This is a genomic window from Xaviernesmea oryzae, from assembly GCF_900109605.1.
Classification (GTDB): domain Bacteria; phylum Pseudomonadota; class Alphaproteobacteria; order Rhizobiales; family Rhizobiaceae; genus Xaviernesmea; species Xaviernesmea oryzae.
The window spans coordinates 1-13,204 of sequence record NZ_FOAM01000036.1; the positions used below are offsets into that span (position 1 = coordinate 1).

Genomic DNA, 13,204 nt, shown 5'->3' on the forward strand with positions numbered 1-13,204 from the left:
GCTGCGCCCGGCCACGGGAATGCGGCCCGCATAGGGCACCATGATGGCGCCGTCCTTGCCGATCGTCTGGTTGGGCAGGGTGACGTAATTGCCCGGGCGGCTGCCGGCATCCGACGGCACGAACAGACCACCCGACTGGCTTTCGAAGATCGAAACCTGGACGATGTCGCCGACACCGAGCGGCAGGTTGGGCGCCGGGCCGCGCCCGCCGCCAAAGCCCTTGAAGCTGTCGGCCGCCTTGACCGACTGCAACAGGCCCAGAACCGTCTTGTTGATATCGACGAGCGCATAATCCACGCCGGCGCGCCGCTCCTTGTTGGGCGAGCTCACCTTGACGGAGGCCTGCGCTTCCACCCGCTTGAAGGTCGGCCCAGCCGTCGGCGTCGACGTGCAGCCCGAAAGGGCGAGGGCGGACACACCGATCACAAGCAGAACATTGCGCATGGGCACCTTCACCGTTCATCCGTCGCCCCGCCGATCCTGCCGGATCGGGTCAAGGCCTTCATTGGTCATCAAGATCGAACACGGCGCCACCGGCGTCCTCATCGACGTCGGGGCGATATCGGCCTGTTCGGTCCACACTTTGTCAGCAATTGCTGACATTTCCGCATCATGCCCCTGTCGATCCCGACGCCGGGCCTGATGCCGCATTTCAAAATCGTCAGCCTTCCGGATCGGGCATGGCTGCCCATCCATAGGCCGACACCAAGGGAGTGGCATCTTATGGACGCCGACGAAAGAGGAAGATGAACAAGAGGTTAACCGAGCGAAGTAGGCTGCGTTAACGCCTGCTCAATTCCGACATATTCATTCAACTCTTACACGAATGGGAACAGTCGCTTCCTGCAAAAGGCGGTCATCCCCGTTATTCTCTCGCCCGGCCTATTCCTGACGACATCTCGACGTCTCTGGCTTGACAAGCCGCTTCTAAAGAGCGGCCCGCTGCGCCAGGCGCGCGTCATCGCGCATCTTTAAAGCCGTGGACGGAGGAAGGCAGCCTCTGTCCCGTTGTCTTGCAGATGCGCATCAGATTGTCGGCAATGCCCCTGGGCCCCGTTTCCCTCTCGTCAATCTTTCCTGGCGCCATCGCGGCGCCTCTTCCGCCGATGGAACCCTGTCAAATGTCCAGGGCATTGCGCGTATAGATCACAGCGTTCTGCCCAGCATCATCACCCTTGGCGGGTTTTCATGAAGTTGTAAACCAACAAAAGTCATTGCGCTCCAAAGTGCAACGGAAACCGCACTGGCCGCCAGCAGAGACTTCAATCGCCAGGTCATCGTCATAGCTGCTCCGATCTGCCCATTTTCGAGATCTACCATCGAAGAATTGACGTGTCGTAAGGCGGCACAGTAAAAACCCGCGCCGCTCGGGGCTTTGAACCAGATGGCGCCGAAATCTCTAGTTAAGGTAAGGGAATACTTAATTTTTTGCCCCTGTTTCGCGGGTCTGGCCGAGAATGGGACCCGGATCCTGGATGCCGATCCTTCCCCAGTCTGCCTCGCCCCTGGACATGCGTGGACCCGCCTGGCAAGTAAAAGGCGCCGCACCTTTGCCGGGTGCGGCGCCTTCGTCATATGCGTCAGGAATAAGTCGTCTCATCGGCCCGGCCGATGCCGGCCTTGTCATATCCGGCGCGTTTGCGGCCCAGTGGAAGCTCCGCCCTTCGCTCTTGCGCGAATCAGGCCGAGAGCGCTCGCTCCAACAGGCGCGAGAGTCTGTCGGCGAAGGCGCGCGGGTCGGCCGGCTTGTCGCCGTCGAGCACGCGGGCCTGGTCCAGCAGCAGCCTTGCGGCATCCTCGCGCAGCGACGCTTTCTCCTCACCGATGCGCGCAAGCATGGCGATCAGCGGATGATCCGGGTTCACCTCCAGGATCGGCTTGGTCGCGCCCTGAAGGCGGCCGGCATCCTGCAGGATCTTTTCCAGCTGCCGATCATAGCCATCCTCGGGCGCCACAAGGCAGACGGCGCTTTCCGTCAGGCGATCAGACGCCCTGACATCGCTGACCTCCTCGGCCAGGAGGCTGCGGGCAAGCGCGAGGAAGGCGTCGGCCTTTGGCGCCTCCTCGGCCTCGTCCTTCTTCTCGCCCGCATCGGGCAAGGGAAAGCGCTTGAGATCGGCGCCGCCTTGCGTGATCGAGCGGAAGGCCTTGTCCTTGAATTTCGGCGCGTTCATCGCCCAGAAGCTATCGACGGAATCGGTCAGCAGCAGGACTTCGATGCCGCGCGCGCGGAACCCTTCGAGCTGCGGCGAAGCCTTGATCTGATCGAGGTTGCCGCCGCTGATATAATAGATCGCGTCCTGACCATCCTTGGCGTCCCGGACATAATCATCCAGCGTGCGCAGGCCGTCCCCTGAGGCCGTGGTCTTGAAGAGCGAGAGGGCGAGAAGCTGCTCGCGCCGCTCGAAATCCTCGTAAATCCCCTCTTTGATGACGCTTCCGAACGCAGACCAGACGGTCTCATAGGCGTTGCGGTCGTTGGCAAGCTGCTTTTCCAACGCGGACAGCACGCGGTTCGTCACGCCCTTCTTGATGACCTGGAGAACCGGGCTCTCCTGAATCATCTCGCGCGAGACATTGAGAGGAAGATCGGCCGTGTCCACAAGGCCGCGGACGAAGCGCAGATAGCGCGGCAGCACGTCGGCGTCGTCGGTGATGAAGACGCGCTTGACATAGAGCTTCATCCGGCCCCGCCGATCGGGATCGAAGAGATCGAAGGGCGCGACCGTCGGCACAAAGGCGAGCGCCGTATATTCGACCCGGCCTTCCGCCCGGAAATGCACGGTGAGCGCCGGTGTGTCGTATTGGCCCGAGAGCCCGCGATAGAAGTCGTTATACTGTTCGTCGGTGATCTCGCTGCGCGCTTTGGTCCACAGCGCGGTACCATCCGTCAGCCGCGCGGGTTCCGCATCGGGTTTTTCGATCAGGTCGATCGGCACCGGAACATGGCCCGACTGCGCCTTGACGATGCGCTCCACCGTGAAGCGGCTGGCATAGGTCTTGGCCTCGTCCATCAGATGCAGCGTGATGCGCGTGCCGCGTGCAGGCGCCTCGGCCAGATCGGCGGCGCGAATGTCGAAGCTGCCCTTGCCATCCGACGACCAGATCCAGGCCTCGTCCGTGCCGGCCCGGCGCGAGACGACATCGACATGGCTGGCAACCATGAAGCAGGAATAGAAGCCAACGCCGAACTGGCCGATCAATTGGGCAGAGTCGCCCTCTGCCTTGCCGCCTTCGCTTTCCTTTTCCTCGTCGGAGCTCGCATCGCGGGCCGGTTTGCCGGCCTGCAGCCGCTCCATGAAGGCGCGGGTGCCCGAGCGGGCGATGGTGCCCAGCGCATCGATCAGCTCGGCCCGGCTCATGCCGATGCCGTTGTCCTCCACCGTAAGGCGCCGGCCTTCCTCGTCCAGCGTCAGGGCGATGCGCGCTTCGCCCTCGCCAGCGGCCAGGCCGGGTGTGGTGGTGGCTTCATAGCGCAGCTTCTCGCAGGCATCGGCCGCGTTGGAAATCAGCTCGCGCAGGAAAACGTCCTTATCGGAATAGACCGAGTGGACCATCATATGCAGCAAGCGGGAAACATCAGCCTCGAAGCTATGATGTTCGCTCGGCTTTTCTGCGGTCGCGGTGGTCATCGCCAAATCTCTCCTTGTCCAGACAATGTCGGAAATTGCGCCCGTCAGGTGGCAAGCCGGAGAGTGAAAATCAAGGCCGGCCTGTGCGGGAACCGGGCCGGTCCGCCTCTTTGGCGGGAACTTCGCCTGTGCAGATCCGGTTCAAACCCATTCATCCCCGACATGGAGAGGCCAAGATGACCCTGAGCGCAATGTTTGCAACCCATCCGACCGCCGGTTCCGCGACCGGCTTTGCGCCGCAGGAGGTTTTGCGCGCCTGTATCGAGGCTTGCACAGCCTGTGCCGAGACCTGCACCGCCTGTGCAGATGCCTGCCTTGCCGAGCCAGGTCTGGAACACTTGCGGCAATGCATTCGCCGCAATCTCGACTGTGCCGATCTTTGCCATGCCGCCGGGCGCATCGCCACACGGCAGGTGGGCGACAATGTCGAGGTCATCCGCGCGGCGGTTGCGGCCTGCATGCGCGCCTGCGAAACATGCGCTGCCGAATGCGGCGAACATGCCGGCATGCATGAGCATTGCCGTCTCTGCGCGCAGACCTGCGAATCTTGCGCCAAGGCTTGCCGCGCTGTGCTGGAGCAGGTTCACTGACGGCAGCCTATAGCAAGGCCTTCATCACGCCCGCGTCGCAACCAGGAACAGGCGCGGGAAGCGCAGCAAACGCCGGCCATCGGCGCGTGGCGGATAGGCTGCGTCGATCCGGCTGCCGTAATCCGCCAGAAAGGCGCTCTCCTGCTGCGCGCCGGCCGCCCGCAGATAGGGCCGGAGCCCCGTTCCCTTCACCCATTCGACAATTGCCGCGCCATCGGCCATCGGATGCTGATAGATCGTGTGCCAGATATCCAGCCGCTGCGAGAGTGGCGACAGACGGTCGTAATAGTCCGCCGGTGCGGGCAGGGTCGGGCGGCGCAGACCGACACAGGCTTCGGCCCAACTGCCTGATCTGGCCGTTTCCTCCATCAGGAGATGGGTCGGCTCATCGAGATTGTCCGGCATCTGAACGGCCAGCACGCCGCCTGTTGGCAGGCTTTCGAGAAGCCTTGCAAGCACGGTGAGATGATCGGGAATCCATTGGAAGACCGCATTGGCAAAGAGCAGGTCCGTGCCCGACGAGGGAGCCCAGCCGGCCAGGTCCGCCTGGAGAAATGTGATGGCGGGAAGCCGACGGCGCGCTTCCGCCAGCATATCCGCATCCGAATCCATCCCGCTCACGGCCTCCTCGCCGAAGCGCTCCACCAGAAGCGCCGTGGAGTTGCCCGGCCCGCATCCCAGATCCACCACCCGCCGCGCGGCCTTAAGCGGCACCTGCGCCAGGAGATCGCGCGCCGGACGCGTGCGCTCGTCTTCAAAGCGGAGATATTGGGTAGCGGACCAGGTCATCGGCTTTTTTCCTTCTTTCCGGTAGGCGGGCAGTGCCTGCCCGACGTGGCTCTCGCCCGTGATAGACCTGGATCGTGAAGCAAATATGCCGGCGTCGCTTCGATGAAAGTCGGCCCTAAAGTGTCACTGCGCGAGCGGAGACCGGCTTTTTCACCCCGACACCACGCCGCCGGCCTCCGTCAGGGCCTCCGGCGTGTCGATGTCGAAGAGGGCGGCGGGGCCGAGGTCGAGGTCGATGATCGGCATGCCGCTTGCCGCGATGATCCGGCGTGCGCCTTCGTCGCCGGCAAGGGTTGTGAGCAGGGGAAAGAGCGGCCGTGGCAGGATGACGGGATTGCCGGGCTTTTCCCCCGATGCGGCGCGAACCACGGCGGCACCTTGCGCTTGCTCGAAGCGGCCGAGCAGACTGTCGAGATGGGTGACAGTGATCTGGGGCATGTCCGCCAGCATGACCAGAATGCCATCCGGGTCGGCCGTGTCCAGCGCCGAGACGCCGCAGGCAAGCGACGTGCCCATGCCTTCGTGATAGTGGGGATTGTCGATCAGCCGCAGGGTGAGGCCCGTGAGGGCGGCGTGCACCGCATCGCGGCGATGACCAGTCACGACGGTCACGCCAGCAGCACGGCTTGAGAGCGCGATGTCGGCGGTCCGCCGGATCAGCGGCACGCCGTCAAACAGCGCCAGCAGCTTGTGCGAACCGCGCATCCGCCGGGCGGAGCCTGCGGCCAGAATCAGGATTTCGACCCTGAGGGCTGGCGCTTCGTCTGCCGTTTCCGCGTCCGTGTCAGGCTGATCCGTCATTCATCGTCCTGCCGTCATGACCGATGTTCTAACGTCTTCTCCCTCAAAAGCAAACCGGCAGGCGGGGATTGCGTTCCCGCCTGCCGGCCGCGTCACCTTATGGACGGATCCGCATTTGCGATATCCGGTCTTGCTTAGGGATAGATCACGCCCTTGCGCAGGATCATATTGGCGTAAAGGCGGGGCTCGCCGGTCTGGACGATGGTGTGGGCTGCCTTCACGCGGCTGTAGAAGGCGTCGCCGACGAGCGGCACGACCGTCTGGTTCGGCTCGTGGCGGGCGCAGCAGGCGATCATCTCTTCATGGACAGGATCCAGACGGTCGCGCTCCTGCTTGACGGTCGAGCGGAAGATCGCTTCCGGCACGAAATCGTCGATCGGCATGACGCTGAGGATCGCGTCGACCACGGGAACGAGGGCATGGCCATCCAGGCGGATCAGCCGGCGGGCATGTTCGAGCGCCGGATAATTGCCGTCCACCACCGCGATCTCGTCGCCATGACCCATGGCGCGGAGCGTGGCGAGCAATTCGGGGCTGAGCAGCGGATTGAGACCTTTGAGCATCAGACGGGATCCTTGAACAAGACATTGGTATCGATGAGATAGCGCGAGAAGATCGGCAGGCTGGCCCCACCGATTGCCCGCGCATGAGGTCCGACAGCGCCTTCGACGATATCGGGAAGCAGCACGCCCTGAAGGTCGAGCCGCCTGGTTTCGAGAAGCGTGGCATCCACCAGGCGCTTGCGCACCCAGGCGGGAAAGCCGCCATCGATCACGGCGGCGCTGAAATCCACGACCGAGGCCGCCGCTACGACAGCCTGGGCCAGCGCTTTGGCGGAATTGGTGATCCAGTCGCTCATCGGCTTGCCGAAATCGACCCAGTCGTCGGCCGAATACCAGAGCGGTTCAGGATCGATGCCTTCGGCTCTTAGCATTTTTTCCAAAACGAAGATCGAGGCGACTTCCAGCAACTGGCGGTTCTCGCCATTGGGGCCACGCACGGGCAGGGGCCCCAACGCGCCGGCGGTGCCCGTGCGCCCGGAAAAGACGGCCGAGTTGATAACGACGCCGCCGCCCAGGAAGGAGCCGATGAAGAAATAGACGAAATCCGGATAGGCCGGCCCCACGCCGAAGACCAGCTCGGCGCCGCAGGCCGCCGTTGCGTCATTTTGCAGATAAACGGCATGGTCGAGCCGCTGGGCGATCATCTGCTGCAGGTCGACCTCGCGCCAGCAATCCATGGCGCCTTCGGGCGCGCCGACCTCATGCGCCCAGTTCCAGAGCTCGAAGGGCGCGGCAATGCCGATCCCGGCGATGCGCCGCCGCTGGCTTTCGGACAGGCCTGCCTCGATCGCCTCGATCCCGGAGATGACGAAATCGGCGATCACCTCCGGCTGGGGATAGGCATAGGTCTGGCGCAGCTTGTGCCGGATCGTGCCGACAAAATCCATCAGCACGAGATCGGCGCTGCGCCGGCCGATCTTGACGCCGAAGGACAGCACGGCATCCGGATTGAGCCGCATGGGGATGGAGGGCTGGCCAACGCGGCCCCGCACGGCAGGGCCGCGCAGAAGCAGGCTTTCGCTCTCCAGCGCCCGCATGATCACGGAAACGGTCTGCGCGGAGAGCCCGGTGCGCCTGGCGATCTCGGCCTTGGACAATTCGCCATGCAGGCGCACGAGCGACAGCACCAGCCGCTCGTTATGGGCGCGTACACGAATTTGATTGGCGCCGCCTGCCGGGTCTAAAACCGGGGCAGCTCCGCCTGTTTTACCGGTGGCGGTGGCCGGTTCGTCGATATGAGACGACATGGTCGACTCCTCCCGTCCAGCCCACGTCCGACCTCTGGATAGCGCCCATCGATAAATAATTCAACTCGATTTATTTATTGACAAAGCGTAAGGTTCTGCTGTTAATCGGCATCGTCAGGCAAGGGCACCGGGAGGAGGCTGCTCGATCAGACGAAGGCTCGAAGCCCCGTTCCCTGCCCAACATCGGTTTTGTTGAACATTTGTTCTCTGGGAGGAGACCCATGAAGAAAGTCGCCCTTTACACCGCGCTGAGCGCACTCGCTCTGTCCGCCGCCGCTTTCGCGACGCCGGCTGCCGCTGCGGATGTCAGCGCCTGCCTGATCACCAAGACGGACACCAACCCCTTCTTCGTCAAGATGAAGGAAGGCGCGACCGCCAAGGCCAAGGAACTCGGTGTCAACCTGAAGTCCTATGCCGGCAAGATCGACGGTGACAGCGAAAGCCAGGTCGCCGCCATCGAAACCTGCATCGCCGACGGCGCCAAGGGTATCCTGATCACGGCGTCGGACACCAAGGGCATCGTTCCCACGATCGAAAAGGCCCGCCAGGCCGGCATTCTCGTGATCGCGCTCGACACGCCGCTCGATCCGATCAAGTCCGCCGACATGACCTTTGCCACCGACAACCTGCTCGCCGGCAAGCTGATCGGCCAGTGGGCCAAGGACACCCTCGGCGCCGGCGCCAAGGATGCCCGCGTGGCCTTCCTCGACCTGACGCCTGCCCAGCCGTCCGTCGACATCCTGCGCGACCAGGGCTTCATGATCGGCTTCGGCATCGACCCCAAGGACCCGAACAAGATCGGCGACGAGAACGATCCGCGCATCGTCGGTCACGACGTGACCAACGGCAATGAAGAAGGCGGCCGCCAGGCCATGGAAAACCTTCTCCAGAAGGATCCGACCATCAACGTCGTTCACACGATCAACGAGCCGGCCGCAGCCGGCGCCTATGAGGCGCTCAAGGCCGTTGGCCGCGAGAAGGACGTGCTGATCGTTTCCGTCGACGGCGGTTGCCCGGGCGTCAAGAACGTGCAGGCCGGTGCCATCGGCGCCACCTCGCAGCAGTATCCGCTGCAGATGGCCGCTCTCGGCGTCGAGGCGATCAAGAAGTTCGCCGACACCGGCGAGAAGCCGAAGGCCACCGACGGCAAGGACTTCTTCGACACCGGCGTGACGCTGGTGACCGACAAGCCGGTCTCCGGCCTGAAGTCGATCGACACGAAGGAAGGCCTCGCCAAGTGCTGGGGCTGATTATCGATGCTGGCGCGGCCATGCCGCGCCGCGTCTGATACGACATGGGGATGCCGGGCCTTCGCAAGAGGTCCGGTATCCGCCGTGGCCCGCCCGATGCGAGGCCGCAGGCATGACCCGGCCAGGGACAGGAACGCCAGCGCCCGGCGCGTCGTGGCGCAGCCCGAAAGCGCCGGATGAACCAGCCGGACGAATACTGGCATCCAGGCGCCACAGCGCAAGGCCAGACCGATTTCTTGAAAAAACAAAGGCGGAGGATGACAATGAGCGAGCCGACGGCCGCCGTGCCGCATCACGATTATGAAAAAGTAATCAAGGACAGTTCGAAAGAGGTCGCCTCCTTCGAGACCAAGCGCACAGCGCTACAGAAGCTGCAGAACTTCCTGCACACCAGCCCGTCCGCCGTCTCGCTGATCGTCCTGGTCGTGTCGGTCACGGTTTTCGGGCTGCTGCTGGGCTCGAAGTTCTTCTCGGCCTTCTCGCTGTCGCTGATCCTTCAGCAGGTCGCCATCACCGGCATCGTCGGTGCGGCGCAGTCGCTGGTTATCATGACGGCCGGTATCGATCTGTCGGTCGGCGCGATCATGGTGCTTTCCTCCGTCATCATGGGCCAATTCACCTTCCGCTATGGCCTGCCGGTGGAACTGGCGATCCTCTGCGGCTTCGTCACCGGCGCTGCATGCGGCTTCATCAACGGCATTCTCGTTTCGCGCATGAAGCTGCCGCCCTTCATCGTCACGCTGGGCATGTGGCAGATCGTGCTCGCGTCGAACTTCCTCTATTCCTCGAACGAGACCATCCCCTCGCAGCAGATCCAGGCCGATGCGCCGATCCTGCAGTTCTTCGGCAACAACATCCGGCTTGGCGGGGCGGTGCTCACCTATGGCGTCGTCGCGATGGTTCTCCTAGTCGCGCTGCTCTGGTACGTGATGAACCATACCGCCTGGGGCCGGCATCTCTATGCCGTGGGCGATGATCCGGAAGCCGCCGAACTCGCCGGCGTCAATGTCGGGCGCATGCTCACCTCGGTCTACACGCTGTCGGGCCTCATCTGCGCGCTGGCCGGCTGGGCACTGATCGGCCGCATCGGCTCGGTCTCGCCGACGGCAGGCCAGTTCGCCAATATCGAATCGATCACCGCCGTGGTGATCGGCGGCATCTCGCTCTTCGGTGGCCGGGGCTCCGTGCTCGGCATGCTGTTCGGCGCGCTCATCGTCGGTGTCTTCTCGCTCGGCCTGCGCCTGCTCGGCACCGATGTTCAATGGACCTATCTCCTCATCGGCGTGCTGATCATTGTCGCCGTCGCCGTGGACCAGTGGATCAGAAAGGCAGCTCGCTGATGGCACAGGAACCGATTCTCACCGCGCGCGGTCTCATCAAGCGCTATGGCCGCGTGACTGCCCTCAACAATGCCGATTTCGATCTGATGCCGGGCGAGATCCTCGCCGTCATCGGCGACAACGGCGCGGGCAAGTCCTCGCTGATCAAGGCACTGTCCGGCGCGATCCGGCCCGATGAGGGCGAGATCCGCATGAATGGCCAGCCGGTCAGCTTCAGCTCACCGATGGATGCCCGCAAGTCTGGCATCGAGACGGTCTATCAGACGCTGGCGCTGTCTCCCGCGCTCTCGATTGCCGACAACATGTTCCTGGGCCGCGAGATCCGCATGTCCGGCTTCATGGGCAGCGTGCTGCGTAAGCTCGACCACAAGGCTATGGAGCGGGTGGCGCGCGAAAAGCTCTCCGAGCTGGGCCTCATGACCATCCAGAACATCAACCAGGCGGTGGAAACGCTTTCGGGTGGCCAGCGCCAGGGCGTGGCGGTTGCCCGCGCGGCGGCCTTCGGCTCGAAGGTCATCATTCTCGATGAGCCGACGGCGGCACTCGGCGTCAAGGAATCGCGCAAGGTGCTGGAACTGATCCAGAGCGTGCGGTCGCGCGGCATTCCGATTGTGCTGATCTCGCACAACATGCCGCATGTCTTCGAAGTCGCGGATCGCATCCACATCCACCGGCTCGGCCGGCGGCTGGCGGTCATCAATCCGAAGGACTACTCCATGTCGGACGCCGTCGCACTGATGACCGGCGCGAAGACGCTGACGAACGAAGCGGCATAAGCGCCACTATATACATGCGTTAGAAAGCGAAACGCCGCGCATCCTTGCAGGAGGCGCGGCGTTTGCTGTTTAAGCCTGTAACGTAAGGTCTGTCAGCCGGAACCGGGATTGGTGTCAGCCTGATCGTCCGAAAGCGTGCCTGCGCCCGGCGTGCGGCTGTTGTCGGTCAGGTCGGCGCGGGCATGCGGACCGGCCGCGTGCGGCTCACTCGCTTGGGCACTGGTCTGATTCCCGCCTTTTCTGGCCTTTTCTTCAGCCCGCGCCAGCTCATGGTCGATAATCTCGGGCGATCCCTCGGCCGGATCTTCCTTGCGGGCATTGGCGTCGGCGGTCTCTGTCGGTTTCTGATTGTCCATCGAGGGCCTCCTCTTGGCAGCGGCCGGGCATGACGCGCCGGCGGCATTGAGGATCTAACCCGTCATGGCCCAAAGGGTTCCGGATCGGGCTCTGGCGCGGCTTTCTGGGAACATCTTCGCTTCGTGTTCATTAGGTCTCCCGACGTTGCTCACTCAAGGGAGATTGCCATGACTGAACTTGGACAGCCCATTCCGAAAGCACCGCTGACCGCCAACGGCACGCCGCTGGTCGATGATGCTCTCGACGCCATCGACAAGCGCGATGACGCCGCCCGTGCCGACATCGAGGCGCTCGACAAAGAGGCCCGCCGGGACGATCTGCGCAAGACCGAAAGCGAAGCAGGCTTTGGCGACCGCGCCGCCATCGACCGCGCCAATGCGCTGACGGTGATCGACGGCAACGGCGACGCATCCGGCGAGAACGCTCGTCGTGAAGCCGATCTCGCCGCCTTGCGCGAAGAGCTTGCAAATATCGCGACGACGCTCGGTCGCCTCTCCAAGGCCGCCATCAACCGCGCCGGTGAAAAGGTCGGCGAGGCCGGAACTGTCGTGCGCGACAAGGCGAAGGAGCGGCCCTACATGGCCGGCGCTCTCGTCGGCTTGGCGAGCCTCGCGGTCTATCTTGTCGCCCGTCCGCCGCGCCATGTCGGTGCTCAGCTCCAGTCGACGTCAAAAGATCTTTTTCATCGTCTGGCCGAGATGGAGCCACGCAACTTTCGTCGTCGTTCCTGGTTCTGACCCCGGGACGGCGACGCGGGGCCTGGTGAAAAGGCCTGAAAGATGTGCGCGTGCCGCCCATTGGGGATACGCCGCCCCATAAGACGTTTGACCAAGGACCCCATTTCCAAGATCGGAGAGACTGACATGGCCACCGAGAAGACCCTCAACGACCTGTTCATCGACACCCTCAAGGACATCTATTTCGCCGAGCGCCAGATTGCCCGCGCCCTGCCGAAGATGGCCCGTGCCGCTCAGTCGGAAGAGCTGAAGGCCGCCTTCCAGAAGCACAAGGAAGAAACCGAAGGCCAGATCGAGCGCCTGCAGCAGGTGTTTGAACTCGTCGGCAAGCCGGCACGCGGCAAGACCTGCGAAGCCATTCAGGGGATCATCGCCGAAGGCGAGGAAATCATCGAGGAGTACAAGGGCACTGCTGCCATTGATGCCGGCCTGATTTCTTCGGCCCAGGCCGTCGAGCATTACGAGATCGCCCGCTACGGCACGCTGAAGGCCTGGGCCCAGAAGCTCGGCATGCAGGAAGCCGTCGATCTGCTCGACGCAACGCTGCAGGAAGAGTCCGCCACCGACGAGGCACTGACCCAGCTGGCGGAAGCCTCTGTCAACGACAAGGGTCAGAAGGCGGCCTGATCGCCCCTTTCGAAGACTGCAATGAGAGAGCCGGCGGCGCGTCAGCGCCATCGGCTTTCTTTTGTTTGGCTCGACGTTTTCGCGACCAAAATTTCTCAGAGTCCCATGCGGATGCGGCTGAACAAAAGACGCAGCGACAAAAAAGGGACCGGATGCTAGGTCCTGTTGACAAAGTATGGCAGCCATATCTTAGCGGCAGCCAGGGCGAGAAATGCTGAGAAGGATTTTCGGGTCTTGTCGTATCGGGTCGCAACGCGACGGAACTGCTTGAGGCGGTTGAACATCCGCTCAATGCGGTTTCGATCCTTGTATGCCCGGAAGTCACAGGCAGGCGGGTTCTTCCGGTTGGCCTTCGGCGGAATGACTGGCCTGATCCCATGGATCAGGAGTTCCTCGCGCAGGAAATCACCGTCATATCCTTTGTCGGCGAGGAACAGTCTCGGCTTGCCGACAGGTATCGCCAGCAGGTCCGGAACGGCGTTGTAGTGCGAAGCC

General features: G+C 63.2%; 15 protein-coding genes. 6 read left to right on the top strand and 9 right to left on the bottom strand.

From position 1 onward, the window contains the following. The 3 genes from BMX61_RS23865 to htpG all read right to left on the bottom strand — a co-directional run. Positions 1 to 444, bottom strand: a 444-nt coding sequence (locus BMX61_RS23865; RefSeq protein ID WP_170855014.1) for a polysaccharide biosynthesis/export family protein, incomplete at its 3' end; no start/stop codon positions are given. 702 nt (positions 445 to 1,146) lie between these two features. Continuing rightward, positions 1,147 to 1,284 carry a hypothetical protein gene (locus tag BMX61_RS24860; RefSeq protein ID WP_170855015.1) on the bottom strand — a complete coding sequence of 46 codons (138 nt, stop codon included), beginning with the start codon at positions 1,282 to 1,284 and terminating at the stop codon, positions 1,147 to 1,149. Positions 1,285 to 1,679: 395 nt separating this feature from the next. After that, entirely contained in the window at positions 1,680 to 3,632 is a 1,953-nt protein-coding gene (htpG, locus tag BMX61_RS23870) for a molecular chaperone HtpG (protein ID WP_075625340.1), read from the bottom strand. A 176-nt stretch (positions 3,633 to 3,808) separates the two neighbouring features. Here htpG and BMX61_RS23875 point away from each other — a divergent pair, with 176 nt between their 5' ends. Next, on the top strand, positions 3,809 to 4,222 hold the full coding sequence (locus tag BMX61_RS23875) for a four-helix bundle copper-binding protein (RefSeq protein WP_075625339.1): 414 nt from the start codon (positions 3,809 to 3,811) through the stop codon (positions 4,220 to 4,222). Positions 4,223 to 4,246: 24 nt separating this feature from the next. On the opposite strand, the gene tam is transcribed toward BMX61_RS23875, so the two are convergent. From tam to BMX61_RS23895, 4 genes are all read right to left on the bottom strand, one after another. Next, positions 4,247 to 5,011 (bottom strand): trans-aconitate 2-methyltransferase, encoded by a 765-nt coding sequence (gene tam, locus BMX61_RS23880; protein WP_075625338.1) that lies wholly within the window; start codon positions 5,009 to 5,011, stop codon positions 4,247 to 4,249. 150 nt (positions 5,012 to 5,161) lie between these two features. Then, positions 5,162 to 5,812 (bottom strand): nucleotidyltransferase family protein, encoded by a 651-nt coding sequence (locus BMX61_RS23885; RefSeq protein WP_075625337.1) that lies wholly within the window; start codon positions 5,810 to 5,812, stop codon positions 5,162 to 5,164. A 134-nt stretch (positions 5,813 to 5,946) separates the two neighbouring features. Next, on the bottom strand, positions 5,947 to 6,375 hold the full coding sequence (locus tag BMX61_RS23890; protein WP_075625336.1) for an RbsD/FucU family protein: 429 nt from the start codon (positions 6,373 to 6,375) through the stop codon (positions 5,947 to 5,949). Further along, complete coding sequence (locus BMX61_RS23895) at positions 6,375 to 7,622, bottom strand: ROK family transcriptional regulator (RefSeq protein ID WP_075625335.1); 1,248 nt, start codon at positions 7,620 to 7,622, stop codon at positions 6,375 to 6,377. The genes BMX61_RS23890 and BMX61_RS23895 overlap by 1 nt, the downstream gene beginning before the upstream one ends. Positions 7,623 to 7,843: 221 nt before the next feature. On the opposite strand from BMX61_RS23895, the gene BMX61_RS23900 reads away from it, so the two are divergent. The 3 genes from BMX61_RS23900 to BMX61_RS23910 all read left to right on the top strand — a co-directional run bounded on the left by BMX61_RS23900 (position 7,844) and on the right by BMX61_RS23910 (position 10,988). After that, positions 7,844 to 8,872 (top strand): sugar ABC transporter substrate-binding protein, encoded by a 1,029-nt coding sequence (locus tag BMX61_RS23900; RefSeq protein ID WP_075625334.1) that lies wholly within the window; start codon positions 7,844 to 7,846, stop codon positions 8,870 to 8,872. A 263-nt stretch (positions 8,873 to 9,135) separates the two neighbouring features. Then, positions 9,136 to 10,212 (top strand): ABC transporter permease, encoded by a 1,077-nt coding sequence (locus BMX61_RS23905; RefSeq protein WP_075625333.1) that lies wholly within the window; start codon positions 9,136 to 9,138, stop codon positions 10,210 to 10,212. Beyond that, positions 10,212 to 10,988 carry an ATP-binding cassette domain-containing protein gene (locus BMX61_RS23910; protein WP_075625332.1) on the top strand — a complete coding sequence of 259 codons (777 nt, stop codon included), beginning with the start codon at positions 10,212 to 10,214 and terminating at the stop codon, positions 10,986 to 10,988. The genes BMX61_RS23905 and BMX61_RS23910 overlap by 1 nt, the downstream gene beginning before the upstream one ends. 92 nt (positions 10,989 to 11,080) lie before the next feature. Here the strand turns inward: BMX61_RS23910 and BMX61_RS23915 are convergent, their stop codons facing one another. Then, entirely contained in the window at positions 11,081 to 11,344 is a 264-nt protein-coding gene (locus tag BMX61_RS23915) for a hypothetical protein (protein WP_075625331.1), read from the bottom strand. A gap of 168 nt (positions 11,345 to 11,512) precedes the next feature. On the opposite strand from BMX61_RS23915, the gene BMX61_RS23920 reads away from it, so the two are divergent. Further along, complete coding sequence (locus BMX61_RS23920) at positions 11,513 to 12,082, top strand: hypothetical protein (protein ID WP_075625330.1); 570 nt, start codon at positions 11,513 to 11,515, stop codon at positions 12,080 to 12,082. 126 nt (positions 12,083 to 12,208) lie between these two features. Next, positions 12,209 to 12,709 carry a YciE/YciF ferroxidase family protein gene (locus BMX61_RS23925; RefSeq protein WP_075625329.1) on the top strand — a complete coding sequence of 167 codons (501 nt, stop codon included), beginning with the start codon at positions 12,209 to 12,211 and terminating at the stop codon, positions 12,707 to 12,709. 155 nt (positions 12,710 to 12,864) lie between these two features. Here BMX61_RS23925 and BMX61_RS23930 read toward each other — a convergent pair. After that, positions 12,865 to 13,204 (bottom strand): transposase (locus BMX61_RS23930; protein ID WP_139199006.1); only part of this gene is annotated, 340 nt, incomplete at its 5' end.